29 protein-coding genes are annotated in these 25,287 nt (G+C 59.6%); 15 read left to right on the plus strand and 14 right to left on the minus strand.

Features of this window, described 5'->3' with window-relative positions; translation table 11 throughout:
• The first annotated feature begins 70 nt into the window (after positions 1-70).
• The 4 genes from K7H22_RS07855 to K7H22_RS07870 all read left to right on the plus strand — a co-directional run bounded on the left by K7H22_RS07855 (position 71) and on the right by K7H22_RS07870 (position 2,649).
• The gene (locus tag K7H22_RS07855) at positions 71-373 is read left to right on the plus strand and encodes a DUF2282 domain-containing protein (RefSeq protein ID WP_230800180.1); all 303 of its coding nucleotides are present in this window, start codon (positions 71-73) and stop codon (positions 371-373) included.
• A gap of 94 nt (positions 374-467) precedes the next feature.
• Positions 468-1,343 (plus strand): DUF692 domain-containing protein, encoded by an 876-nt coding sequence (locus K7H22_RS07860; protein ID WP_230800181.1) that lies wholly within the window; start codon positions 468-470, stop codon positions 1,341-1,343.
• Positions 1,340-2,101 carry a putative DNA-binding domain-containing protein gene (locus K7H22_RS07865; protein WP_230800182.1) on the plus strand — a complete coding sequence of 254 codons (762 nt, stop codon included), beginning with the start codon at positions 1,340-1,342 and terminating at the stop codon, positions 2,099-2,101. Before K7H22_RS07860 ends, K7H22_RS07865 begins: the two co-directional genes overlap by 4 nt.
• The gene (locus K7H22_RS07870; protein ID WP_230800183.1) at positions 2,098-2,649 is read left to right on the plus strand and encodes a DoxX family membrane protein; all 552 of its coding nucleotides are present in this window, start codon (positions 2,098-2,100) and stop codon (positions 2,647-2,649) included. Before K7H22_RS07865 ends, K7H22_RS07870 begins: the two co-directional genes overlap by 4 nt.
• Here the strand turns inward: K7H22_RS07870 and K7H22_RS07875 are convergent, their stop codons facing one another.
• Positions 2,650-3,018: a hypothetical protein gene (locus tag K7H22_RS07875; RefSeq protein WP_230800184.1), complete on the minus strand. Its 369-nt coding sequence runs from the start codon at positions 3,016-3,018 to the stop codon at positions 2,650-2,652. It lies immediately after the preceding gene.
• Positions 3,019-3,060: 42 nt separating this feature from the next.
• Positions 3,061-3,378, minus strand: a complete 318-nt coding sequence (locus tag K7H22_RS07880; RefSeq protein ID WP_230800276.1) for an arsenate reductase family protein — start codon at positions 3,376-3,378, stop codon at positions 3,061-3,063.
• Between the two features lie 166 nt (positions 3,379-3,544).
• On the opposite strand from K7H22_RS07880, the gene K7H22_RS07885 reads away from it, so the two are divergent.
• Positions 3,545-3,751 (plus strand): cold-shock protein, encoded by a 207-nt coding sequence (locus K7H22_RS07885; protein ID WP_230800185.1) that lies wholly within the window; start codon positions 3,545-3,547, stop codon positions 3,749-3,751.
• Positions 3,752-3,768: 17 nt separating this feature from the next.
• On the opposite strand, the gene K7H22_RS07890 is transcribed toward K7H22_RS07885, so the two are convergent.
• The 3 genes from K7H22_RS07890 to thyX all read right to left on the minus strand — a co-directional run bounded on the left by K7H22_RS07890 (position 3,769) and on the right by thyX (position 6,291).
• Positions 3,769-4,167: a DUF2177 family protein gene (locus K7H22_RS07890; protein ID WP_230800186.1), complete on the minus strand. Its 399-nt coding sequence runs from the start codon at positions 4,165-4,167 to the stop codon at positions 3,769-3,771.
• 592 nt (positions 4,168-4,759) lie between these two features.
• The gene (locus K7H22_RS07895; RefSeq protein ID WP_230800187.1) at positions 4,760-5,077 is read right to left on the minus strand and encodes an HPF/RaiA family ribosome-associated protein; all 318 of its coding nucleotides are present in this window, start codon (positions 5,075-5,077) and stop codon (positions 4,760-4,762) included.
• A 308-nt stretch (positions 5,078-5,385) separates the two neighbouring features.
• Positions 5,386-6,291 (minus strand): FAD-dependent thymidylate synthase, encoded by a 906-nt coding sequence (gene thyX, locus K7H22_RS07900; RefSeq protein ID WP_230800188.1) that lies wholly within the window; start codon positions 6,289-6,291, stop codon positions 5,386-5,388.
• 203 nt (positions 6,292-6,494) lie between these two features.
• Here thyX and K7H22_RS07905 point away from each other — a divergent pair, with 203 nt between their 5' ends.
• Genes K7H22_RS07905 through K7H22_RS07920 form a run of 4 tightly spaced genes read left to right on the plus strand, consistent with a single transcriptional unit; the run spans position 6,495 to position 10,139 of the window.
• Positions 6,495-7,502, plus strand: a complete 1,008-nt coding sequence (locus K7H22_RS07905) for a thymidylate synthase (protein WP_230800189.1) — start codon at positions 6,495-6,497, stop codon at positions 7,500-7,502.
• Positions 7,489-8,925 (plus strand): surface lipoprotein assembly modifier, encoded by a 1,437-nt coding sequence (locus K7H22_RS07910; protein WP_230800190.1) that lies wholly within the window; start codon positions 7,489-7,491, stop codon positions 8,923-8,925. Before K7H22_RS07905 ends, K7H22_RS07910 begins: the two co-directional genes overlap by 14 nt.
• A 38-nt stretch (positions 8,926-8,963) precedes the next feature.
• Positions 8,964-9,392 (plus strand): VOC family protein, encoded by a 429-nt coding sequence (locus K7H22_RS07915; protein WP_230800191.1) that lies wholly within the window; start codon positions 8,964-8,966, stop codon positions 9,390-9,392.
• 9 nt (positions 9,393-9,401) lie between these two features.
• Entirely contained in the window at positions 9,402-10,139 is a 738-nt protein-coding gene (locus K7H22_RS07920) for a DUF1194 domain-containing protein (protein ID WP_230800192.1), read from the plus strand.
• A gap of 80 nt (positions 10,140-10,219) precedes the next feature.
• Here K7H22_RS07920 and K7H22_RS07925 read toward each other — a convergent pair whose 3' ends face one another.
• The 3 genes from K7H22_RS07925 to K7H22_RS07935 form a co-directional block, all read right to left on the minus strand.
• Positions 10,220-10,717, minus strand: a complete 498-nt coding sequence (locus tag K7H22_RS07925) for a MarR family winged helix-turn-helix transcriptional regulator (RefSeq protein WP_230800193.1) — start codon at positions 10,715-10,717, stop codon at positions 10,220-10,222.
• Between the two features lie 125 nt (positions 10,718-10,842).
• Positions 10,843-11,142 carry a succinate dehydrogenase assembly factor 2 gene (locus K7H22_RS07930; RefSeq protein WP_230800194.1) on the minus strand — a complete coding sequence of 100 codons (300 nt, stop codon included), beginning with the start codon at positions 11,140-11,142 and terminating at the stop codon, positions 10,843-10,845.
• 1 nt (position 11,143) lies between these two features.
• Positions 11,144-11,575, minus strand: coding sequence for a helix-turn-helix domain-containing protein (locus tag K7H22_RS07935; protein ID WP_230800195.1), 432 nt, complete (start codon positions 11,573-11,575; stop codon positions 11,144-11,146).
• Positions 11,576-11,663: 88 nt separating this feature from the next.
• Between K7H22_RS07935 and K7H22_RS07940 the strand changes: the two genes are divergently transcribed.
• The gene (locus tag K7H22_RS07940; protein WP_230800196.1) at positions 11,664-12,866 is read left to right on the plus strand and encodes a pyridoxal phosphate-dependent aminotransferase; all 1,203 of its coding nucleotides are present in this window, start codon (positions 11,664-11,666) and stop codon (positions 12,864-12,866) included.
• 20 nt (positions 12,867-12,886) lie between these two features.
• Positions 12,887-13,291 (plus strand): hypothetical protein, encoded by a 405-nt coding sequence (locus tag K7H22_RS07945; protein ID WP_230800197.1) that lies wholly within the window; start codon positions 12,887-12,889, stop codon positions 13,289-13,291.
• A gap of 17 nt (positions 13,292-13,308) precedes the next feature.
• On the opposite strand, the gene K7H22_RS07950 is transcribed toward K7H22_RS07945, so the two are convergent.
• Positions 13,309-13,683: a hypothetical protein gene (locus K7H22_RS07950; protein ID WP_230800198.1), complete on the minus strand. Its 375-nt coding sequence runs from the start codon at positions 13,681-13,683 to the stop codon at positions 13,309-13,311.
• A 163-nt stretch (positions 13,684-13,846) separates the two neighbouring features.
• On the opposite strand from K7H22_RS07950, the gene K7H22_RS07955 reads away from it, so the two are divergent.
• The gene (locus K7H22_RS07955) at positions 13,847-14,263 is read left to right on the plus strand and encodes a hypothetical protein (protein ID WP_230800199.1); all 417 of its coding nucleotides are present in this window, start codon (positions 13,847-13,849) and stop codon (positions 14,261-14,263) included.
• A 48-nt stretch (positions 14,264-14,311) separates the two neighbouring features.
• Here the strand turns inward: K7H22_RS07955 and K7H22_RS07960 are convergent, their stop codons facing one another.
• Complete coding sequence (locus K7H22_RS07960; RefSeq protein WP_230800200.1) at positions 14,312-15,688, minus strand: MATE family efflux transporter; 1,377 nt, start codon at positions 15,686-15,688, stop codon at positions 14,312-14,314.
• 298 nt (positions 15,689-15,986) lie between these two features.
• Here K7H22_RS07960 and K7H22_RS07965 point away from each other — a divergent pair, with 298 nt between their 5' ends.
• The 3 genes from K7H22_RS07965 to pdeM all read left to right on the plus strand — a co-directional run bounded on the left by K7H22_RS07965 (position 15,987) and on the right by pdeM (position 20,205).
• Entirely contained in the window at positions 15,987-16,934 is a 948-nt protein-coding gene (locus K7H22_RS07965) for a DUF6792 domain-containing protein (protein WP_230800201.1), read from the plus strand.
• Positions 16,935-17,091: 157 nt separating this feature from the next.
• Complete coding sequence (locus K7H22_RS07970) at positions 17,092-19,500, plus strand: ligase-associated DNA damage response DEXH box helicase (protein ID WP_230800202.1); 2,409 nt, start codon at positions 17,092-17,094, stop codon at positions 19,498-19,500.
• A 42-nt stretch (positions 19,501-19,542) separates the two neighbouring features.
• The gene (pdeM, locus tag K7H22_RS07975; protein ID WP_230800203.1) at positions 19,543-20,205 is read left to right on the plus strand and encodes a ligase-associated DNA damage response endonuclease PdeM; all 663 of its coding nucleotides are present in this window, start codon (positions 19,543-19,545) and stop codon (positions 20,203-20,205) included.
• On the opposite strand, the gene K7H22_RS07980 is transcribed toward pdeM, so the two are convergent.
• From K7H22_RS07980 to K7H22_RS07995, 4 genes are all read right to left on the minus strand, one after another.
• Entirely contained in the window at positions 20,137-21,018 is an 882-nt protein-coding gene (locus tag K7H22_RS07980; protein WP_230800204.1) for a LytTR family DNA-binding domain-containing protein, read from the minus strand. The genes pdeM and K7H22_RS07980 overlap by 69 nt on opposite strands.
• Before the next feature lie 208 nt (positions 21,019-21,226).
• Positions 21,227-21,754 (minus strand): LytTR family DNA-binding domain-containing protein, encoded by a 528-nt coding sequence (locus K7H22_RS07985; protein WP_230800205.1) that lies wholly within the window; start codon positions 21,752-21,754, stop codon positions 21,227-21,229.
• A 749-nt stretch (positions 21,755-22,503) separates the two neighbouring features.
• On the minus strand, positions 22,504-23,397 hold the full coding sequence (folD, locus tag K7H22_RS07990) for a bifunctional methylenetetrahydrofolate dehydrogenase/methenyltetrahydrofolate cyclohydrolase FolD (protein ID WP_230800206.1): 894 nt from the start codon (positions 23,395-23,397) through the stop codon (positions 22,504-22,506).
• Between the two features lie 63 nt (positions 23,398-23,460).
• Positions 23,461-25,137 carry a formate--tetrahydrofolate ligase gene (locus K7H22_RS07995; RefSeq protein ID WP_230800207.1) on the minus strand — a complete coding sequence of 559 codons (1,677 nt, stop codon included), beginning with the start codon at positions 25,135-25,137 and terminating at the stop codon, positions 23,461-23,463.
• Positions 25,138-25,287: the final 150 nt, after the last annotated feature.

Below are 25,287 nucleotides of genomic sequence, written 5' to 3' on the forward strand. Positions count from 1 at the left end.
ACCCCACCCGCTACGACTATGTTATCGCCAAGATGCGAGACCGAAATCAACCTCAAGGGAGAGAACCCCGATGTCCAACACGATGAAAACACTTGCAATCGCTGGTGCAATGGCTACCGCGCTGGCCGCTCATAGCACACCTGCACAAGCGCAGGCCAAGGAAAAATGCTTCGGCGTGTCTCTGGCTGGCCAGAATGACTGCGCCGCCGGTCCCGGCACCACTTGTGCGGGCACGTCCAAGGTTGACTATCAGGGCAACGCATGGACGCTGGTAGACGCCGGCACCTGCACCGAAATCGACCTGCCCGCCATGGCAGACGGCACAGAGCGTAATGGCTCGCTCGAGGCGCTGGATCGCGACCTGCCCGCATAAAATTCAGATGGGGCGGGTGCCGCAACCACCCGCCTCTGCTACACCAGCCTGCCCTCTCCATGCGCCCGCCCCGCACAAGATCGAGGCCCTTGCCATGACCCAGCACAGCACCCTACCTGCAGCACCCGGCATCGGTTACAAGCCGCAGCACTACAGCGCCATCATGGACGATGCGCGCCCCGTGCGCTGGCTGGAAATCCATGCCGAGAACTATATGGGTGGCGGTGGCCGACCGCTGGCGCAATTGCGGCATCTGGCGGAACGATTCCCCGTTTCGGTGCATGGCGTCGGCTTGTCGATCGGAGGCGAAACCCCGCTTGACCCTGACCATCTCGCGCGGCTCAAACATCTGTGCGACTGGCTGAACCCTGCCAGCTTTTCCGAACATCTGGCGTGGTCCACCCATGACAGCGCCTTTCTGAACGACCTGCTGCCCCTGCCCTATACAGATAAGACGCTGACCCGCGTGGGCGACCATATTGATCAGGTGCAGAACTGCCTCGGGCGGCAAATGCTGCTCGAAAACCCCTCCAGCTACCTGGCTTTCGCCACAAGCACATGGGCCGAGCCCGATTTCCTGCGCGAGCTGGCCCGCCGTACCGGCTGTGGCCTGCTGCTGGATGTGAATAACGTCTTTGTTTCTGCCACCAACCTCGGATTTGATCCGCGCGGCTATGTCGACGCCTTCCCGCTGGACGCGGTGGGCGAAATCCATCTTGGCGGGCATGACACGGATACCGATGATCATGGTGCACCTTTGCTGATTGATGCCCACGGCACGGCAGTCGCCGATCCGGTCTGGACGCTGCTGGATCATGTGCTGGCAAAATCCGGCCCGCGCCCTGTGCTGGTGGAATGGGACAATGATGTGCCAGACTGGCCCGTTCTGGCCGATGAGGCGCGGCGCGCCGAAAAGGCGCTGGCCGCGCTGCGAATGCAGCGCCCCGCCAGATCCGCGGCGGTCGCGTGACCAGCCTTGGCGCAGATTTCCTGCCCGCGCTGGTCGATCCCGATCTGCCAGTGCCCGCAGGGCTGCAGGACGGCAAGGGCCGGCCCGCAGGACGGCGCTTCAACGTCTATCGCAACAACGTCACGGTCTCGTTGATGGAGGCGCTGGAACAGGGCTTTCCGGCTGTCGCGAAACTACTGGGGCCGCAAAACTTCGCGAATGTGGCCCGCATCTTCGTGCGCGAAAATCCGCCACAATCGCAACTGATGATGCATTACGGCGCGGCTTTTCCCACCTTTCTGGCCAAACTGCCCGCGGTCGCGCATCTAGGATATCTTGCGGATGTAGCGCGGCTGGAACTGGCCATGCGCCGCGCCTATCACGCCGCCGACAGCACGCCGCTTGACCCCGCCGTTCTTGGCGCCTTGTCACCCGACACACTGGCAGCAACCGCATTTCATCTTGCACCCTCTGTGCAAACGCTCGCCTCAACTTGGCCGGTCCATGCGATCTGGACCTATACGATGGTGCAGGGCAGCCCCAAACCGCAGGCCGCCCCGCAGGATGTGTTGGTCATGCGCCCCGATTTCGACCCTGAACCTCATGCCCTTGCCACGGGTGGCGCGGCATTCATCACCTCTCTGATGAACGGGCACAGCCTGGGTGCCGCGCATGATCACGCGGTATCGGCAAACCTGCAATTCGATCCGACAGAAACCCTCGGACTGCTGATCGCGGGCGAGGCCATTGCAGCCTTACGATTGGAACCCGTTGAATGAACACCCTGAACCGTCTTCACAACTCGGTCTTTGCGCGGTTTGACCGTGCCGAGTGGCTGCTTCCACTGCTGGCGCGGCTTGTCTTTGCCGGCGTCCTGCTGACCTATTTCTGGGCCTCTGGACTGACCAAACTGGGGGATGGTATAGGCGGGATCTTTACACCCTCGGTCGGGGCCTATGCCCAGATCTTCCCGCGCGCGATGGAGGCGGCAGGCTATGACACCAGCCAGCTAAGCCTGTTTCATACGCTGGTCGTACTGGCAGGAACATGGGCCGAGTTCATCCTGCCGCTACTGATCCTGCTGGGGCTGCTGACACGGCTGGCTGCCCTGGGCATGATCGGTTTTGTTCTCGTGCAGACTGCCACCGACCTGATCGGCCACGGCGCGTTGGCGCATCCCGAAACACTGGGCGCATGGTTCGACCGCATTCCCGACAGCCCGATCATGGATCAGCGCGCGCTCTGGCTTCTGCTCCTGATGGTGCTTGTTGTCAAAGGTGCGGGCGCATTGTCGCTGGACAGGCTTTTGCGCCCCGCCAAAGCCTGATCAGAAATGTGCGCGCGGCTCGTCCGGTTTACCAGCGGCCAAGGCCAGCAGCCCACCGACCAGACAAAAGCCAATCGGGAACATGGTAAAGACATTGAAGCCAAAGGCGTAATACATCCCGCCCGTCGATAGCAGCAGCAGGATGCCCCCCCAAAGCGCGCGCACCTTGGCCATTGCGCCCCCTGCGATCGCCAGCAGCGGTGAGAGAAAACTGGCGGCGCGGATCACCTCGATATTGGCGACCTGCTCGAACAGACCCTCGATCTCGCCATAGCGGCTGACCGCCTCGGTGTAGCCATAGCTGAAAAATCCCACCAGCATGGCCAGCAACCCGCCGATAATCCCCAGCATCAATGCCGCATTCCGCATGATCCGTCCTCCGTTCCTGTGCAGATAAGCCGTGCCACGCCGTCACGCAAGCAGCGCGGCCTGCACATCCTTGCCCCATCCCAGATAGAACGTGCCGTCCTGCGCCGCGATCAGTGGGCGTTTCATCAGCGTGGGATGCGCAGCGAGCAAGGACAGTGGGTCGCGCGCACGCTCGGCGTCCGACAGACCGCGCCATGTGGTCGAGGCTGTATTGAGCAGTTTGTCACCAAGGATCGCATGGGCCCGTTCCAGCACATCCACCGGCACGCCTTCCGCACGCACATCGACAAACCCGGCCTGCGGCAATGCCCTGAGCGCCTTGCGGCAGGTGTCACATGTTTTCAATCCATAGAGCTTCATTGCTGCCTCCCAATCGGTCATTCGGGCCTCAATAGCCTCTGATCCCTGCAAGATCACAGGCCTTTTTCTTGATTTTTACAAATCCCGTGCAATCTTTTTCCCATGCGCGCCGCGCAACATGCCTCAAAAGGCGTGGAAACGATCGAATATGAAGGAGACACGGAACATGCCCAACGGCACCGTGAAGTGGTTCAATACGACCAAAGGCTATGGTTTTATCGCTCCCGATGACGGGGGCAAAGATGTTTTCGTGCATATCTCGGCGGTGGAGCGATCCGGCCTGACGGGCCTCGCCGACAACCAGAAACTGTCCTACGATTTGCAAGAAGGCCGTGACGGGCGGCAAATGGCGGCAGACCTCAAGCTGCTGTAAAGCCTGCCGATATGCGATCAGGTGAGGGCGCGGGTGATCATTACCCCCGCCCAGGCCGACACGCCTGTCAGAACAGAGCCCCATGTCAGATCCAGCGCCACCATCTGCCAGTGCCAGTCCTTAAGGGTGGCATAATTGGTAAACTCATAGGTGCCGTAAGCCATCGCGCCCAGAAACGCGCCGCCCAGCAGTGCCTGCACCGCGTTGTCCTCGCGCAGGGCGGGTAAGGACACAAAATACAAAAGCCCGCCCACGTAGAACATATAGAACACCGCCGCAGGCCCGATGCGGATCGGTTCCGCCAGCAGCGGGCCGATATGGGTCTCGAACGAGGGTTTGATCACACGGGTCAGCATGATCGCATCAAGCACCAGAAAAACCAGCGCGGTCGAGACGTAGAGGATAATCATGTGCAAGGGGGCTGCCTTTCGCATTGTGTCGAGGGGATACGGGCCCGCTGCCACTTTGGATGACTGGCGTTAACCAAACGGTCAGTTCTCAAGCCGAATTCTAGCGTCATTCTTTGGGTGAAGCCTTAGTCTTGCCCACTTCTTCAGACAGCTTGGCACTTACACTCCTATGACAAAAAACTCTCCGACCAATGGCTATTGATCCTTCCCATTTTCAAAATGCTCGCAATGTGATTGCCCCCGTCGAAGGGGAGATCTGGATACTTCTTGCGTTCTTCGCGATTTGCATTTTGTTGTGGTGGTTTCTTGGTCGATCACTAAAGCGGATACATGCAGCAGCACATCGGACGAGTTCTCTTGCAGACAAAATCACTCACAAAGCACCATATCATCGCAGCAGCAGTGCTTGCCTGCCTCACTGCCCTTGGGAAGCGAATGGTGGCCAAAATCTGAAGCGTTGGCGCTGCTCACGTTGTGGAATACGCGCCTACAGCAGTGATGGTTTCCCTCCGAAGGAATGCAAACAGGGGTTGGAAGGGAAACTTTGAGTGCGGTTTACACTCCAACCAACTCCGCTCACGCGATAAAAAACAAAATGTCAGCGTTTATTGTCGAGCTTGCCGAACTCGCTGTCCAGAAGCGCGCGGATTTTCTTGCCCCCGCCACGCAGGGCAGACCCTACATCCGCGTCATTATGCGTGACGGTTTGCGGCTGCATGCCCTCGGGACGCGCTTCGATGGTGCAGCGGATATCATCGGCCCCGCCCTTGGCCCCGTTCACATCGGCCAGATGCACCTCGATCCGCGACAGACGGGCGGTCAGATGGCCAAGCGCATGGATCACGGTATTTTCCGCGATCTCGGCCAGACGGTCATCACCCTGAATATGGCTGTCGGTGTTGAACTGGAACTGCATCGGTCACCTCCTTGTGGTTTACTGGAGGGAGGTATGTAGCCGGCAATCGCCCTGCAAGACTTGTGGTGGCGAAACGCCCGAAATCGGCTCCAAGAAGCGAGATAGACGACACGCGGGGTGACGATGCAATCCCCAAGCCGCGCGGTCGCCGTCACGCGGGGCGGCGAACTCCGGCCAAAGAGAGGCAGTTTATCCCCGCCACATCATACGCGTTGTCCGGTTGCCGCCACCGTCGCAAAATCGCCGCCCCGGGGGGCGTGACGGCGATCGCGCGGCGGCGCTTGCTGCGCTTTGTACCGCGCGGGGGATCACCCCAAAGTATCGATAAACTCCCGCCATTCCCCCTTGCTCATGCCGGATGTTTCCTGCGTGACCTCTTCACCTTTCAGCATCCGGCGCACGCAATCAAGGGCTGTTGCGCTCATCGTGGCGCCACCCATGCGATAATCCTCGAAGGCCTTGTAGGCGAAGGGCACCCAGTCGGCCACGACGTTGCAGATCGCATCGGCATAGACGCGGATCTCGTATTGCGCGTGGGCGTCCGCCCGCAGCCGCAGGAAGTGCAGCAGGTTGTGCAGATCGACTTTCCAATACCACTGGGTGTAGATATTCGCGGGCAGGTTCATCCGCGCCAGCTCGCGCGCAAGTCCCGCCTGCCCTTCTTGCGAAATCATCTGTTCGTAATGGTCATAGGCGCGGTTCGCGTCGGTCTTGAGGATTTCGAGAACGCGCGCCGCCTCCTCGCCCTCCAAAGTTGCGCCACGGCCCTGATTGTTGACCACCGATTGCGCCGCCAGATGTTCGGGCGCAGGGATGTAGAACTCGCGGTCAAGAATAGAATAGCGGGCGGAGTATTCATTCACATTCGCCGTCCGGTGCCTGATCCACTGCCGCGCCACGAAAACCGGCAGTTTGACATGCAGCTTGACCTCGCACATCTCGAACGGGGTCGAATGCCAGTGCCGCATCAGATAGCGGATCAGGCCTTCGTCATTCTGCACTGATTTGGTGCCACGGCCATAGCTCACACGCGCCGCCTGACAGATCGCCGCATCGTCGCCCATATAGTCGATGACACGGACAAAGCCGTGATCCAGCACGGGGATCGCGGTATAGAGATGCTGTTCCATTCCGGGCGACACGGCGCGGCGTGTGGGCGTTGTCTGCCCGCGCTGTGCATCAACCTCGGCCTGCTGGTCTGGTGTAAGAGGCATATCGGTGGTTCCTTCATCTGCGGGCATGAGTCGTCCGACACTATATCTTGAGTGGGCTATGAGGGAAAACCACAATAGTGGGGTGGCTGTCCGGGCAACAACTCTTGGAAAATGGTCTGCTTATGAGTGTGGCTGATTGACTTTCACAGCCACAGGCGGGACCGTGCGGCAATATCTTGAGACAAAGCTTAGGGGCCATTTCCATGACCAGATTTCCCGCCTTTCTTCTTGCTGCCTGCATTCTGGCGGCTTGTAGTGGAAATCCCTTTGCGCCAACTGTTGTGGTCTCTCCACCTCTTGACGAGACGGAACAACCGGCCACGCCTGACCCCGGTGCTGCAAGTGCGCTTCCTAGCTCCCTGGCACAGAATCTATCGACCGTGAGCTATAACGCGGATACGAATACGCTGGTAATGCGGCTGACATCGCTCAACGCCGGAACGCTGGATGCAACTTATCAGCGGACACCTGTTCTGGACCGTCCGGGATATCATGCCTACACGCTTCAGGATGACCCGCTGGACAGACATGTTACCGCGATGGTGGCCCGCAGCACAGACCCTGGCAGATCCGTGCAAGCAGGTATCGCGTCGGATGGCGGACAGTTCAACACCTTCTTCAGCGGTGGCTTTTACGAACGCAACGAACCCGTTCTGGACCCACCTGTTCCTTATACATTGCCAACAACAGGTCTTGTGTCCTACGCGGGTGGCTATGTTGCACAGACCAACGTGAATGCGCCGGGAGATCAACTTCTCGTCGTCGACCCCGCCATCGACCAATCTTTGCGCCCGATCCAAAGCGCGCAGGTCATCGGGACAATTTTCCTGAACGTCGATTTTGCCGAGAACACTGTCAACGGAAGTATATTCGACCGAAGCTTCTCGCAATACGGGGCCACATTGCCCGGCGGCGGCAACAATGAATTGCGCAACGTGACACTGCGCGTTGCTGATATCAACAGAACCGACAGCACATTCTACGGCGGATTGGTGAATTACGAGAACGTCCCAAACCGTGATATCGGCGACTATGGTGGCATTTTCGGTGGAACAGATGCATCCGCTGTTGGCGGCGTCGTTGCCCTAACGGAATTCGACGGGCCAAGCGATGATCTGGGCTTCACGGCTGAACGCGAGATTGGCGTGTTCGTGCTGAGCCGTTGCGGGGTTTCCGGCTCGGACCCTGTTCTTTGCGATGATGTCAACTGATCGCCCTTGGGCCTGCCTGTTCTGCATTCTTCTGTGCGTCCTGATTTTCAGCAGTCCGGCAAAGAGTCAGCCAAGCGACGCGCCATTGCAGGCCGAAGTGAACCTGACCCTCGATCAGGCGCGCATGATAGGCGTTCAGGCGCTGGAAAGCGGCGACGCCGTGCTTGCGCTGGAAATCGGCAAAGGTCTGTTGCAAGCGGAACCTGAAAGCTTTTTCGCGCATATGCTGCTTGCTCAGGCGTATCGCCAAACATCCGACACGACGCAAGCCCGCCGCGCGGCGGCTGCAGCTTACCGCCATGCTGATACATCGGACGAGAAATTCGCGGCGTCCCAGCTTGCTGCCCGCTTGTCGGTTGAAGAAGGACGGTTTACCCAAGCACAATTCTGGCTGCGACGCTCTATCCTCCATACGCCCGGTCCAGAGTTTCAGCCTCAGGTTGAGGATGATTTTCGCAGGGTGCGCGCGATGGACCCGCTGCGTTTCCGTTTCAACTTCTCGATCGCGCCTTCCTCTAATGTGAACAATGGAAGCGACAGCGCCTATGCGTTGATTGACGGCGTGCCTGTTATCGGCCTGCTTGATGGCCTGTCGCAAGCGCTGTCCGGTGTGACAGCGTCTGCAGACCTGTCGCTGAGCTATCGGCTGTTACAATCACAGACAAGCGAGACATCTGCCTTGGCGAGAGCCTTCACATCACGCGTCTGGCTTGACAGTAGCTCCTTCGAGTTGGCCAATAGCGGTCGTGGTCCGAATGTCTCGAATTCCGATTTCAGCTTTGCATTGGTAGAGGCGGGATTGCGCCATGCGGTTCGCCTTGACGGTCCCACAGGTCCAGGCTTTTTGTCCGGCGAGATCGCGGCCGGCAAGACCTGGTACGGGGAGGACCCCTATCAGAACTTTACCCGCATCGGGCTTTCGCACAGTGTGCTCATCAGCGACGTCATGCGATTGACCTATGGTGGTGGCCTCGAAAAGCGCAGGTTCGACAGGGGCAACAACCTGCCTGTAGAGACCGCATCCTTGCAAGCCGCACTGGCCCACAGCTTTGCAAATGACGACCGCCTAACCTTTGGCCTGTCATGGCGTGAAAGCGAAAGCGGTAGTCGCAATGCCAATTCCGTCAGCAAGAGCGCATATGCCAGATACGAGATGGCGGAGCCTGTCGGACCTGCACGCCTCTCCCTTACCTTGGGGACTCAACAGACCACTTACCCGGACTATGCGGTTGGTTTCATATTCGTTCCCGGTGGGCGACAGGACGAAACTGTGTTCGGAAGTATCGGAATGGTGTTCGACGGGGTGGACTATGCAGGATTTGCCCCATCTCTCACCTTGCGGGCTCAGAAGACACGGTCCAATGTCAGCCGTTTTGAAGCCAGCGAGGTCTCAGTATCGTTTGGCATTCAGTCACGGTTCTGAGACTGTCCCGACGCAATCGGACCTAGAAAGGAACTATGATGAACATCCGGTATCTGCACACAATGGTGCGCGTGAAAGACCTTGAAAAGACACAGGCCTTCTTTGAATTGCTGGGGCTGGTCAAGACGCGGCAGTATGACAGCGAAGCGGGTCGGTTCAGCCTGATTTTCATGGCACCTCCCGGGCAGGAGGAATGTCCGGTCGAACTGACCCATAACTGGGACGGCGATGACGGTCTGCCATCGGACAGCCGCCATTTCGGTCATCTGGCCTATGAGGTGGACGATATCCACGCCATGTGCCAGCACCTGATGGACAATGGCGTGACGATCAACCGGCCGCCACGCGACGGTCGTATGGCTTTTGTCCGAAGCCCAGACAATGTCTCGGTCGAATTGCTGCAAAAAGGCGAGGCGCTGACACCTGCGGAACCCTGGCTCAGCATGCCCAATACAGGCCACTGGTAAGGTCAGGCGGTGGCGGGCACGTCTGCCCTGCGGGCAATCCTCGCTTGCGCGCTGGTGTTGGGCTGTGCAAGCGCCGCCGCCGCGCAAGGCCCCTGCCGTCTGGCGTTGGTGCTGGGGATGGATATCTCTTCCTCGGTCGATCCGCTGGAAGATGCTCTGCAGCGTGGCGGTCTGGCGCAGGCTTTGCGCGCCCCTGATGTGGCCGATGCAATCCTCAGCCAGCCCGACCGCCCCGTAGCACTGGCCATGTTCGAATGGAGCGGGCGGGTACAGCAGGATATAGTCCTGCCTTGGGTGATGCTGACCGATGGTGCGGCAATCCTTGCCACCGCCGACCGCATCGCCACGAGCAGGCGCAGCTATGCCGAGTTTTCCACCGCGATCGGCCATGCAGTAGACTATGCCTATGATCTTTTCCGCGAAGGTCCGGTCTGTGATGCGCGGGTGCTCGACCTTTCGGGGGACGGCGTCAACAATGACGGTCCAAGCGCAGCCGAAGCCTATGCCATGCGCGATTACAGCGACATCACGGTCAACGCGCTGGCCATCGAAGTCGAAGAAACCGGCACCGATCACGGGCTGAGCGAGGGCGCGGAAGAAGGTCTTGCGGCTTATTTCAAAGCCGAGGTGATCCACGGCCCCGGCGCTTTTGTCGAAAGGGCGGACGGGTTCGAGGATTTCGCCCGCGCGATGCGGCGCAAACTCTTGCGCGAATTGCAGATACAGGTCGGGCAGACCCAAGATTGATACAGGCGCCGTTAGATCCCCGCCATTTCTTCTTGCCTTAAATATCCCCGCCGGAGGCCCCATCCCGGCAGGCATTGTTATCAGTAAATATAGCGGATCTGATCAGCCCAATAGCGTTCCACCCGTCGCAGCGAGGTGGTGATCACGTCAATACCGTCAGGCCCCAACACGCCGCGGCTTTCCAGCCCTTCGGCGTGGCGGGCGAAAAGGCGTGCCACCACATCTCTGATCTCGCGCCCGCGCGGGGTCAGCTTGACCCTGACCGAGCGGCGGTCAATCTCGCAGCGTTGATGGTGCATGAAACCCATATCGACCAGTTTCTTGAGGTTATAGCTGACATTGCTGCCCTGATAGTAGCCGCGCGTTTTCAACTCGCCGGCGGTCACCTCGTGATCGCCGATGTTGAACAGCAGCAGCGCCTGAACAGCGTTCACCTCAAGCATGCCGACGCGTTCGAATTCGTCCTTGATGACGTCAAGCAGCAATCTGTGCAGACGTTCCACCAGCGACAGGGCTTCCAGATAGCTGGGAATGAAACCGCTGCGGGAACCGGCGGCCAAGGGATTGTGCATCGTCATGAATGTCTCCGACGGTATTGATACCGAAAGGGAGACTGACGTGAAAAACCGAAAATTGCGTTAAGCTGGGACGTAATTCCCTAAAAACCTTCGGATTTTCACAAGCTGGGCTGGAAAGCCCCGTTTCAGCGTGGCGTGTTATGAGAATTTCCGGTCAGCATCGAGCGGATTTCGCCCACGATCGGGGCAAAGGCTTCGGGTGGTTCCTGCACCCCGCTGACCCAGTAATAAAGATCATGGTCATTCTCGCGCAGCAAGGCGTCATAGCTGTCCAGCATATCCGCATCCAGACCGGCCAGACGCGTTTCGGCAAAGCGCGACAGGATTACGTCCATCTCCTTGATGCCGCGCCGCATCGACCGCATCACCAAACGGCGCAGGCGTGTTTCCGGCAATTCGCCTTGCGGGGCCTGTTCGATCAGCATCTCATTCGCCCTTCAGCTTCATCCGCAGGCTTTTCTCAAGCCGCCCCAAACGCTCGGCTGCGGCACCGATCTGGGTTTTCAGGTCGCGGATCTCGACCAGAACAGCATTGATATCGGGCGCAATGGCCGCTTCGTCAACAGGGGCCGCAACCCCATCGCCCTCGCCGGTCAGCAACCAGACGATCGAGACATTCAGAAGCCCTGCCATCATCGACAATTTGTTCGCGCGGGGTTCCGACAGATCGTCCTCCCATCCGCGCACGGTGCTTTGCTTGACACCAAGCCGCCGCGCCAGCTGTTTCTGGCTCATACCGGCGGCTTCGCGGGCGGCTGCAACACGGTCACCGAAGGTGGCCATCTCGGGTCCGTACCAGTTTTCGTCAATATCCGGTCCGTCGGCCTCGATATGGGTATTCTCTTGGTCCGTTGTCATATTTCCCCTATCCACCGATCCTGCTTGATCGGCATTGCTACGCATCCTAAGACATTGACTTGCCAAATTCAAACCAGAGGCCCCCACCATGTCCTTTCTGTCCAAGACACTTGACCGCGTGAAACCGTCACCGACCATCGCGGTCAGCAATCTTGCAATGGAATTGAAGGCGCAGGGGCGGGATATTATCAGTCTCGGCGCGGGCGAGCCCGACTTCGATACGCCCGCGCATATCCGCACCGCAGGGATCGAAGCGATCAATGCCGGCAAGACACGCTATACCGCCGTCGATGGCATTCCCGAGTTGAAGCAGGCGATCTGCGCCAAGTTCAAGCGCGACAATGCGCTAGACTATATCCCCGCACAGGTCAGCGTGGGGACAGGTGGCAAACAGGTGCTTTACAACGCCTTCATGGCCACGCTGAACCCCGGCGATGAGGTGGTGATCCCCGCGCCCTATTGGGTCAGCTACCCCGATATGGTCCTTCTGGCGGGCGGCACGCCGGTCTTTATCGAAGCGACGCTTGAAAACGCCTTCAAGATCACGCCCGACCAGCTTGAGGCAGCGATCACGCCTGCGACAAAATGGTTCCTTTTCAACTCTCCCTCCAACCCGACCGGAGCGGGGTATAACCGGGACGAGTTGAAAGCCCTGACCGATGTGCTGATGCGCCACCCGCATGTCTGGGTGTTGACCGATGACATGTACGAGCATCTTGCCTATGACGATTTCAAATTCTGCACACCCGCGCAGGTGGAGCCGGCACTTTACGACCGCACACTGACGATGAACGGCGTGTCGAAGGCCTATGCCATGACCGGCTGGAGGATCGGCTATGCCGCGGGGCCGAAACCCCTGATCGACGCAATGCGAAAAGTGCAGTCACAAAGTACATCGAATCCCTGTTCGATCAGTCAATGGGCAGCGGTCGAGGCGCTGAACGGCACGCATGATTTCATCGCCCCCAACAATAAGATGTTCGCCCGTCGCCGCGATCTTGTCGTCAAGGCCCTGAACGAGATCGAGGGTGTGTCCTGCCCGGTTCCGGAAGGCGCCTTCTATGTCTACCCGTCAATTGCGGGTCTGATCGGCAAAAAGACACCCGCAGGCAAGGTCATCACGGATGACGAGGTCTTTGCCCGCGCACTGCTCGAGGACACAGGTGTTGCCGTTGTTTTCGGGGCTGCCTTCGGCCTTTCACCCAACTTCCGCATCAGCTACGCTACATCCGACGCAGCGCTCACCGAGGCCTGCGCCCGGATTCAGCGGTTCTGCGGTGGTCTGGTCTGAAAGACAAGGGAGCGGACAGGATGGCAGGCGATCTTCCAGATTATTATTTCCGCGTGCGGGAAAACGGTGCGCTGGTGTTTCGGGTGGATACCGAGAACCGGCAGCGCCGGATCGAGATGGACCAGATTGCGACTATCAATATCCGCAACGGCGAGGTCAAACCTCATGGCGACCGCCGCCTGAGCGACGGGGATATGGCCGCCATCACGGACTGGATGGCCCAGCGCACAGCACTTCTTGCGGCCCGCGACGTGGATGACATCCTGCGCGCGGTCGATCACATGAACCTGACGACGCAGTGGGTGCAGACCCGTGCCACCGACGACCAGTTGGATGCGGTGACCGATACTTTGCTTCTGGCCATGCATGATTTGCGGATGGTTCTTGTCCGCAAGAAGGCGGATCGCTTGCTCAAGGGCGCATGAACGCTCTTGCAGACCTGTTAAGTCTTCTTGAGATGGCGAACAGCGATCCGGCAAGTCATGCGGACAGGCAGCAAATCCATGCTGCGTGGCCAGCCGAACTGGATCAGCCACCGACACGCACAGCGCTGTAAAACGCCACCTTCCACAACGCCGCTACAGCCCTGATCGCTCATTGCCGTAATGAAAGCAATCTGTCCCCGTCCGCAGCCGCAGCCGCAGCCGCAGCCGCAGCAGGGATAGCCGATGTCTTGCTTTTTGCAAACGGTAGCCAGCTTGCAAAATTCGCTATATTTGAAGAGCTTGGCCAGAATCATCCGGTTTTTCCAACCTGTTTTTTTACAGTTGCGCGGTATGACCGACAGCTCGATCTGCCCGCCTGTGCCCCTTGCCATATGGGAAAACTATCGGACGTGGTCAACAAAATCCTGCGCCTTCACAGCGCGCATGTAGTCTTATGGGACAGTTCTGACCAAGGAATTACAGGTCGAAATCAAGCCGCTTTGTCCCGATCCGCTGGCAGCCTTTCTCGCCCCGCGCAATCCCGCAGCACTGACCTTGCTGGACAAGCACCCCGACATTGTGCCTGCTGTTGCCGGTCTTGTCCGCGCCCGTCTGACGGCCCGCGCACTTGCTGGAGAAGAGGGCAATCTGCTTTGGGATAGCGGTCTGAAACTGCTCGTGATCGAGGGGGTGATGTATCGGCGATCTCTTCTGGGGCCGCGCTTCGACAGACACGCCTTTGCCGCCTGCATTATTGGAGCAGGTCGCGTCATTGGACCAGTCCAGCGGTGTCTGGACGGCGGACTGGCCGACATGCAGCATCTGCATCGTTTCTGGGACTCTGGCGCGGGGGATATGCCGACCAATATCACAGCCAAGGCCATTGACGATCTGGCCCTGCTGCCAGCGCTCAAGCGGATCACCGGCTTTGAAATCAGTGCGCCGGGGGCGAAATTGCGCGCGGCGCTGTAGGCGCGCTGTATTGCCTGCTTTCCTGCAAGTCCGGACGGTGACACTATGTCAGCGCAGCGCCGGTTCCGGCTGATGGCTCAGGCGGGGCAGGATCACGCCCCAGAAGCGCCACATCATGAAAACCCCTGCCAGCGCCAGACCAATGGCAAGCCCCAGCCAGACACCAAAACCGCCCCAATTGAAGACAAAACCCAGCACATAGGCCACAGGCATCCCGACCGCCCAATAGGACAGGGTTGCGATAATCATCGGCACGCGCGTGTCCTGCACACCGCGCAAAAGGCTCAGCGCCATCACCTGCGCGGCATCCGCCAACTGAAACAGCGCTGCTGCTACCAGCAGGACCACACCGATTGCGATCACGCCCGGACGGTCCGGTTCGTCCGGCGACAGAAACAGGCCCATCAGGAATTCGGGCACCGCCAGAAACAGGACAATCGTGATAACCACCGTCACCAGTGACAGCCCGAGCACCACCTGCGCGCCACGCCGCAAACTGTAAATATCCCTTGCCCCCAGCGCACGGCCCGCGCGCACCGTGGCTACATTGCCCAGACCCAGATGGATCATGAACATCAGCGAGGATATCTGCAACGCGATCCCGTGCGCCGCCAGCGGCAGCGTGCCAAGCCAGCCCATCATCACGGACGAGGCAGCGAACAACCCGACCTCGGCCAGGGTAGTGATCCCGATGGGCCAGCCAAGGCGGAACACCTGTCCGAACGCCTCCCAGTCGGGACGCCAGAAGCGGATGAAAAGCGCGTGTTCCCGTGTGACAATCGCCGCATAGACCGCAAGCAACAGTAGCGACACAACCTGCACCGCGACCGAGGCCCAGGCCGCCCCGACAATCCCCAGTTCCGGTGCGCCCCAATTGCCGAAAATCAAGGCATAGTTGACAATCACATTCACCACGACAGCACCAACCGTGACCCACAGAACGACCTGTGTGCGTTCCAGTGCCGCCAGGTATGATTTCAGCACCATTACCAGAAGCGCGGGGAAAATGCCCCAGCCTGCCACCCGCAGATAGCGGCTGGCCTCGCGCGCGATCTCTTCGGTCTGGCCCAGCATCAGCAATAGCGGCTCGGACCAGATCATCATGGGCATCGACACCGCCCCGAACAGGATCGACAACCACATCGCCATGCGCGTCACGCGGCGCACCTGCTGGCTTTGTCCCGCTGCCTCGGCCTCGGCGACCATCGGCATCACGGCCCATGCAAAGCCCGATCCGAACAGGAAGAGCACGAAAAACATCATGCCGCCCAGCACCTGTGCGGCCAGTGCCGTCACATCATACCAGCCCAGCATCAGCGCATCGGTCAACGAGATCGAGAACTGCGCCACATGGCTGAGGATCAGGGGCAAGCCCAGCACGGCAATCGCGCGCAGGTGCTGTTTCGGGGTCATCGGAATACTCATCCCACTGGCCTAGCGCCACGACTTAAAACGCGCAAGACGAACCGCGCGGCAAGGGGGGGCCGGGGTGTCAGAGCAGTGACAGCCGCCCCCCCCTTTCCCAAAAGGCGGTAGTGATCGTCCGTTCAAACACCACAGCTTGGGAAACGGCTTGATCTGCATGGCGCTGCATGCCAGCCTGTCGGGACGAACCCTTTTTTGACAATTGCCGTTTGCGAGTAGACTGTTGCGCCAAAGCCTTTGCATCAAGAACCTCATCGCCCTTCTGATCTGCGCCCTTCTGCTGGCCGCTTGTGGTGCGGTGGTCACGCCGGTCGCCTATCTGGTTCATAAGAACAAGATACAAGAGCCTTTTCTTGGCCAGGATCCCTTCATCCAAGAGATTGCCGCCCGTTTCGGATTCATGGCGGTCCTATCCGAAATGGTCTACTACCGCGCGCCTTTCAGCCATCCCACGCCGTGCCAGCGACCCGCCGATGATCCCGCACTCATGAAGCTGCCCAGTGATACCAACCTGGGAAAGTGGGAACGGGCCGCAAACCTGCCCGGCGTTAATTTCTGTCTCGACGATCCCAGCGGGGTTTTCTACGAAACCTTTCTCTTCACATCGCCCAACAGCAATATCTTGGAAGCGGTCATCGTGTTCCGTGGCACAGAAGGCCCAAGCCTACGGGATTGGAGCGCGAACCTCTCCAATGTGACAGGGATTGAACCCCTGCAATATCGTAGGGCGCTGCAAGAACTTGAAAAACTGTTCGAGGAATTCCAAAAGCCGCAATATGAGGGCCTCTCGATCTACGCCGCCGGCCATTCGCTAGGCGGCGGTCTGGCACAGCAGGCCGGGTATCGCTTCTCCCAGATCAAGGCTGTCTACGCGTTCAACAGTTCGCCCGTCACCAACTGGTCATGGATGGCGTTGAACAACAACGAGATCACCCAGGACTGGCCCGTAATCTATCGCCTTTTCCACACCGGAGAGGCGCTTGACCCCCTCCGCAGCGCAGCAACGGCGATCACGACCACCCGTTTCAACCGCTATGACATCGGTATTCAGCTACAAGAAAAATCCCGCATTGGCGGCCATGCCATGGATGTCATCGCATGCGGTCTTGCCAAAATCGTTGCCCAGTCGAATGGTAAAGAAAACGCCCATTACTACACGGCGTCCTATGCGAAACGCGATGTGTATGACGGTTCGATGTGTGCCAGTTTCAAGACAAGCGAAACCAGCACGACCGACAAGCCATAGCGCCCCCCGATCACTTAAAAAAATCCGTAACACGTCCGCGTAACGTCTTGAAATCACACTCCTTGGAAAGGGATCCATCGAATGACACCGCGGACAAGGCACATGCGGCCCTGTCTCCCCCTAGCCTCGGTGCCGCGCTTGCCCTACCTAAGCCCGCATGAGCACCGCCTTGCCCGCCATCATCGCCGACTGGTTCCAGAACAAGGGCTGGGCCCCGCACCCGCATCAGTTGGATATGCTGACCCGCGATGATGATCCGGCCCTGCTGCTGATCGCGCCTACGGGGGGTGGCAAAACGCTGGCCGGGTTTCTGCCCACATTGGCCGATCTTGCCACTGCGCCGCATAAGGGGTTGCACACGCTCTATGTCTCGCCGCTCAAGGCGCTGGCCGCCGACATCCGGCGCAATCTGGAAATACCCGTGGCAGAAATGGGCCTGCCTGTGCGGATCGAGGATCGCAGCGGCGACACCTCGGCCCATGTCAAACGCCGCCAGCGCGCCGATCCGCCACATATCCTGCTAACCACGCCGGAAAGTCTGGCCTTGCTGACAAGTTACGAAGATGCCCCCCGCATCTTTGCCGGTCTCAAACGTGTCGTTGTCGACGAGATCCACGCCCTGGCAGACAGCAAACGCGGCGACCAGTTGATGCTGGCGCTGGCCCGCCTCCAGCATCTTTGCCCAGACATGCGGCGGGTTGGGCTGTCAGCCACGGTGGATGATCCGGCGGCTATCGCACGCTTTCTGGCGCGCCACCCTGATCCCTGCCCGATCCTGACCGCCGATCCCGGTCCTGATCCCGATATCGCCATGCTGAGAACCGACCAACCGCCCCCTTGGGCCGGTGGGGGGGCTGCCTATGCCATCCCAGCCGTGCTGGAGCAAGTCAAAGCGCATCGCACGACGCTGATCTTTCACAACACCCGCGCGCAGGCCGAGATTTTCTTTCACAACCTCTGGCTTGCCAACGATGAAGGCCTGCCCATCGGCATCCATCATGGTTCGCTTGACAAGGTGCAGCGCCAGCGGGTCGAGGCTGCGATGGTGCGCGGCGATCTGCGCGCCATTGTCTGCACCGGCTCACTGGACCTGGGGATCGACTGGGGCGATGTGGACCTTGTGATCCAGATCGGCGCGCCCAAGAATGTCAAACGTCTGGTGCAGCGGATCGGGCGGGCCAATCACCGCTATAACGCGCCCTCCAAAGCCCTACTTGTGCCTGCCAACCGTTTCGAGGTTATAGAATGTCTGGCGGCACTCGAGGCCGTGCGCGCCCATGATCTGGATGGCGAAGCGCGCGGGGATGGCCCGTTGGACGTGCTCTGTCAGCAGATCCTGATTGCCGCCTGTGCCGGTCCATTCGATGCGGATGCACTTTTCACCGAGGTGACGACAGCCGGTGCCTATGCCTCCTTGGCGCGCGCCGATTTCAACGCCTGTCTGGATTTCGTGGCCACCGGCGGCTATGCCCTTCGCGCCTATGACCGCTGGCAAAGGCTGTTGCAGCGCCCTGACGGGCTGTGGCAATTGCGCGATCCCCGGGCCGCGCGGCAGATCCGCATGAATATCGGCACCATTCAGGACACCGACACACTGAAGGTCAGGTTGAAACGCAATCGCGGCGGCAAGCCGCTGGGCGAGGTCGAGGAGGCCTTTGCCGCCACACTCACCGCAGGCGATACCTTCCTGATCGGCGGGCAGATCGTGCGCTATGAAGGGCTGCGCGAAATGACCGTCGAGGTCAGCCGCGATCCGGGCCGCAAGCCCAAGATCGCCACCTTCATGGGAACGAAATTTGCAACATCGACCCAGCTCAGCGCCCGTATCCTGCATCTGCTGCAAGCCACGGACTGGCCACAGCTTCCCGACCACACCACGACATGGCTTGCCCTGCAGCGCCGCTACAGCAAACTGCCGGCACCGGGGCGGCTACTGATCGAAAGCTTTCCGCATGAAGGGCGCGAACATACCTGCATTTACGGTTTCGCAGGGCGCAACGCGCAGCAAACTCTGGGACTGCTTCTGACAAAGCGTATGGAAGAGATGGGTCTTGATCCCTTGGGATTTGTCGCCACCGATTACGCGACGCTGATCTGGAGCTTAAAACCCTTGACCGATGCGGAGGAATTGCTTGATCCGCAACGGCTGGAGGACGGTCTGGAAGACTGGCTCAAAGGCAATGCTGTGATGAAGCGCACCTTCCGCGCCTCGGCGACGATCGCGGGTCTGATCGACCGCATGAGCGCCGGACAACGCAAGTCAGGGCGGCAGGCGACATTCTCGTCCGACATCCTTTATGATACGCTGGTTAAATACGACCCCGATCACCTGCTGCTCAGGATCACGCGAACCGAGGCAATGCGCGGCCTTGTCGATTTCGGTCGCGTGCGCGAGATGCTGGAGCGGGTCGGCGACCGGATCGACCATCTGCGGCTGAACCGCCTTACACCCTTTGCGGCCCCCCTGCTGCTGGAAGTCGGCCGCGTCCCCGTTGAAGGGGTGGCGCGCGAGCGTCTGATGGCCGAAGCCGCAGAGGACTTGATGCGCGAGGCCGGTCTGTCCTGACCCCTCTTGTCTTGACCGCAAGCGCCTGCCATCACCCAAACCATGACCCATCACGCCCTTACTCTAGCAGGAGAAACCCTGCACGCCTTGCCATCGGGCGCGCTATTCTGGCCGGCGCAGGCACTGCTTTGCGTGTCGGATCTTCATTTCGGCAAATCCGAACGCCGTGTACGGCATGGCGGCATGGTGCTGCCCCCCTACGAGGCGCAAGAGACCCTGACGCGGCTGCAAGCCGATCTGGACAAGACAAGCGCCGCAACCGTGATCTGTCTGGGTGACAGCTTTGACGATATGGCCGCCTCGGACGGTCTTCCCGAAGAGGCGCGCTTGTGGATCGCCCGGCTTCAGGCAGGGCGGCGCTGGATCTGGGTCGAGGGCAACCACGACCCCGGCCCCGTTGATCTGGGCGGCACGCATCTGGCCGAGGTCAGCCTGCCGCCCCTGTCATTCCGGCATATCGCTATGCCCGGCGAAACCGGCGAAATTTCAGGGCATTACCATCCCAAAGCCGTGCTTCACAGCCGCGCAGGCCGCCTGAGCCGTCCCGCCTTCCTGATCGACGACCGCAGGGTCATCCTACCCGCCTATGGCACCTATACCGGAGGATTGCGAAGCAGCGATGTGGCGCTGGCCGGCTTACTGGGCGCCAATGCTATCGCTGTTTTGATCGGCAAGCGGACCTTGGCGGTTCCGATGCCCCGTTGATGTCGATGCGTTCAGAATTCTCGCGGTGACATCCGGAAAATATTTGCGACTGACAGGGACATAGGTGTTGCAGGACATGTGCAAGAACAGCCTGCCTTTCTCGCGTTTGTGCCCTATCACACCGGCAAGGGCGACCCAGTGCGAGCGGTGCGTGGTCAACCCTTTTACACCGTCCATCTCATCGACTGCATCCGCGAACCTGAGCCGCAGAATGTACTGATCCTGCATCGTGACGACGGTGACGAAATGATCCATCGCTTCGATGCGGATAATCGGACCAGGATCATCCGCATTGATCCGGCGCAAAAGGCGGGGGACGACGTCCTTGTCCTCTTGAGTAATGAAAGGAAGCGTTCCTGCCTCGGAATGGCGGAAATCATTTGAACGGCGAGTCCGCCCGACCAGCCCGTGCGCATGGAAGATGATCATGCTGATCAGGGCGACATATATGGCGAACCAGTGATATCCCATCAGGCTATCGCCACGCGGCGGGACGTGCAGATGGGTCCAGCCATAGACAAACGGAGTGAAAACCAGTGTCATGGTTGCCGAATACATCAGGGACATCTGCCATTGCGGTTTCCCCGCGGCGACAGAGCGAAACAGCATCCGCACAAGCCGTGCCGTAACGAGCGCGGTAATGACGATACCGGCCCAATAGACAAACCGCTCGCCCAGTGAAATTCGTGTCAAAGTATCGAAAGGCCCTGCGGCCACGGATGCGAGGAACACCATAGCTGCAATAGTGAGCCGCCCCTGCGCCTTCAAGGGGCGTAGAAACCGTAAAAATGCTGAAACAAGCACATTAATCATAAAACTGCTCAATTACATTCAAAAATGGACGATACTTGTGGCAGGTATGGGTCTCCAGCACAGATTGTCGAGCGTTATCCGTCCGGACAAGTGCGGGGACCCTGCCCAAGTGCCGTGACGCTACGACCAAAACCTGAAAGCCTGTCAAATGGACGTTGATCGCCATCCTGCAAGGGACGATGGTGCCGTTCGAAGGACTTGTCTGAATTTACGCAGCACTTCTGCCGAGAATCAAGCCAGCCGCCACCGCCTTATCACGAGACCCGCGGCTGACTGGCACCACGGCACCGTCCGACATCACCAGAAAATCGCGCCTCTTCCGTCTGATATGCTGCTGGACCTCGGACTGCATCACCCAATGGGAACGATGCACCCGCAGGCCTTCGGCGCCGGCCAGAAGCGCCTCGGCATCTGACAGGCGCATCAGGATCAGGCTTTCACCCGCAGATGTGACAATCGACAAATAGTGATCCTGTGCCTCGATCCGGATCAGGCGGCCACGTTTCTCAAGCGGCAGCCTTTCCATCAGGGTCGCGAAAGGATCCTGTTGCGGCACTGGTTGGCTTTTGCTTTCGGGCTTCAACAGGGCTGCGGCAAATTCCGTCAACATGCTGATCGCGAACACAACCCCGACCAGCCAAAAGTAATCCGGCCAACCTGACCAGGAATCGAACACTGCGGTGTTCAGAGCCTGCAGAAATGCCGCAAATCCAAATGCGAAGGGTGCCCAGGACATGATGCGCGCTGCGCCGCTATATTTGTTGACACACCGCAGGTGGGCGATACTGACCACTATCGAAACAGCAACCACAAAACCCCAATAGAAGGTCCTTGGCAGAGGAGCCAGACAATCGTAAGTCCGAAACGGTCCCGTGATGGCTGCCGCCGCGGTCATCAGCACCCATAGCCCAAGTGGAAACCAAATGTCTCGCCGTTCACGAAGCGCGGATATCAAAACACGCAGCTTGTCGGTCATTCACGAATACTCCGGACATATCACGAAGTTATTATTTTAAATACATATGGTATAATGCACGGCTCCCAATCTGTTGAAAGTCAAAGCGGACCACGCGATCGCCGATTGTAAAGATGACGCACATATTCTCGCCACCTCTCGCACAGGAGGGGTGGGTCCCGTCCCATGCCATGCGGACACCGGCGCTTGGTCCGCTGACCTGCATCATCTCTGCGCCACCCCCAGTGTCGCCTCTTCACCGTATACGTGGCTGGATATGGGTTTGGGGCTTGCGGCGATGGCCGCATCAAGCTTTCCCATTCACGACATCCGCAAGATCGAACCGTTCAGCCCGATCCGTGGGCCATCCGTGCTGACACTGGTCACGCTGGTCTGCGGCGTGCGGGCACCGGATCAAAGATCACCGGCAGACCGTGAAAGGTCTGACACGCGGTGCCTTGATCGGCGCAGGCCTTTTCATCCCGTTGCCCGGTCGGGTTCTGTATCAGGTCGTCTTTGGCGGCTGCCCCTCAGACGCCCAACCCTTCAGGCTCCGTCAGGCCATTGGCGCGGCAGCAGGCTGTAACCGTATTTGCCAACAAACAAGCGATGGTCATCGGACCCACACCGCCCGGCACGGGCGTGATCGCACCGGCCACGGCACTGGCGCTGTCGAAATCCACATCGCCTACAAGCCGCGATTTGCCCTCGCCCGCGTCGATGCGGTTGATACCCACGTCGATCACCGTGGCCCCCGGCTTGATCCAGTCCCCTTGAACCATGCAGGGTCGCCCGACAGCGGCCACAACAATATCCGCACGCCCGACTACCGCTGCCAGATCGCGGGTGCGCGAATGCGCCACCGTCACCGTGCAGCTTTCGCCAAGCAACAATTGGGCCATCGGTTTGCCGACAATATTGCTGCGGCCGATCACCACCGCGTCCATCCCCGAAAGGCTTCCGTGATGGGCGCGCAACATCAGCAAGCAGCCCAGCGGCGTGCAAGGCACCATCGCCTTCTGCCCCGTCGCCAGCAGGCCCACGTTAGAGATATGGAAACCATCTACATCCTTGGCCGGATCAATCGCATTGATCACCAGATCGGAATCCAGATGGTCCGGTAGCGGAAGTTGCACAAGGATTCCATGCACCTGTGGATCGTTATTGAGAGCCTGAATCAAGCCCAGCAAGCTGGCTTCATCGGTATCCGCCGCCAGACGGTGCTCGAAGGACCGCATTCCCACCTCGACCGTCATCTTGCCTTTGGAGCGGACATAGACCTGACTGGCAGGGTCTTCCCCCACCAGGACAACTGCCAGCCCCGGTACGATCCCGTGGTGGTCTGTCAGTGCCGCGACGTGGTTTGCCACCCTGCCACGCAACTGCGCCGCGAATGCCTTACCGTCAATGATGCTGGCTGTCATAGGCCGCACTCCTTGCTTCTTCTTGCTTCAAATATCCCCGCCGGAGGCTTCCCCAGCAGCATTTCAGAACAGGCCTTCGATCTGGCCCGCATCGTTCAACCGGATCGCCTCGGCGCTTGGCACGCGTGGCAGGCCGGGCATGGTCATGATCTCGCCACAGATTGCCACCACGAAACCAGCCCCCGCGCTCAGACGCACCTCGCGCACCGGCACGGTATGCCCCTCGGGGGCGCCGCGCCGTGTCGGATCAGTCGTAAAGGAATACTGCGTCTTGGCCATACAGACCGGCAGATGGCCATAGCCTGCCGCTTCCCATTCGGCCAGTTGGGCGCGGATCTTGTCATCGGCCAACACCCCGTCGGCATGGTAGATCCGTTTCGCGATCGTCTCGATCTTGTCGACCAGCGGCATCTCATCGGGATAGAGCGTGGCGAACTGCGCCTGCCCGCTATCCGCAAGCGCCACAACCTTGTGGGCCAGTTCTTCGATCCCCGCGCTGCCCAGGGCCCAGTGTTTGCACAACACCGCCTCGGCCCCCTGTTCGGCGACATAGTCGCGCACGGCCTGAATTTCCGCCTCTGTATCACCCGCAAAATGGTTCACCGCAACCACGACCGGCACACCGAAGGACTTGATATTGCCGATATGGCGTCCAAGGTTCGGACAACCTGCCTGCACCGCCGCGACGTTCTCGGTGCCCAGATTGGATTTGGCGACACCGCCATTCATCTTCATCGCGCGCACTGTGGCAACGACGACAACCGCAGCGGGGGAAAGCCCTGCCTTGCGGCATTTGATGTTCATGAATTTCTCGGCCCCCAAATCGGCGCCGAACCCCGCCTCAGTCACCACGTAATCGGCCAGTTTCAATGCCGTTGTCGTGGCGATGACCGAATTGCAGCCATGCGCGATATTGGCGAAGGGGCCGCCATGAACGAAAGCGGGATTGTTTTCCAGCGTCTGCACCAGATTGGGCTGCATTGCATCCTTAAGCAGCACTGTCATGGCGCCATCGGCCTTGATGTCGCGGGCAAAAATCGGCTTGCGCTCGCGCGTGTAGGCCACGACGATATCGCCCAGACGCCGCTCCAGATCGGTCAGATCGGTGGCCAGGCACAGGATCGCCATGACTTCGGATGCGACCGTGATGTCAAATCCGGTCTGGCGCGGAAAGCCGTTCGAGACACCGCCAAGACTGACCACGGTGTCGCGCAGGGCGCGGTCGTTCATGTCCATCACCCGCCGCCATACGATCCGGCGGGCATCGATTTCCAGCGCATTGCCCCAATAGATATGGTTATCGATCATTGCCGACAGCAGGTTGTGGGCCGATGTGATCGCGTGGAAATCGCCGGTGAAATGCAGGTTCATCTCTTCCATCGGCACCACTTGGGCATATCCGCCGCCCGCAGCGCCGCCTTTCATACCGAAACAGGGGCCAAGGCTTGCCTCGCGGATACAGATGGCCGCTTTCCTGCCGATCCTGTTCAGCCCATCGCCCAGGCCCACGGTGGTGGTGGTCTTGCCTTCGCCTGCAGGGGTCGGGTTGATCGCGGTCACAAGAATAAGTTTGCCATCGGGTCGGTCCTTTAGCGAGGCGATGAAGTCCTGATCGACCTTGGCCTTGTCATGGCTATAGGGCAGCAGATGCGCGGCAGGGATATCCAGTTTGGCGCCGATATCCTGAATCGGTTGCTTGCAGGCTTCGCGGGCTATCTCGATATCGGACTTGAAGGTCATGTCGTGTCCCTTGTTCCAGGCCTTTGTCAGGCCATTCATTGGCTATACAGAGCGGTTGCGCGGGTAAAGATCGCGTTTCCGACATTCGGACCACAACTTGCGGCCAGCAAGGAGAAAGGGCGCATTTTGATGCATAACCCAAACCCGTCC

This window comes from Seohaeicola saemankumensis (assembly GCF_021021435.1).
GTDB lineage: Bacteria > Pseudomonadota > Alphaproteobacteria > Rhodobacterales > Rhodobacteraceae > Seohaeicola.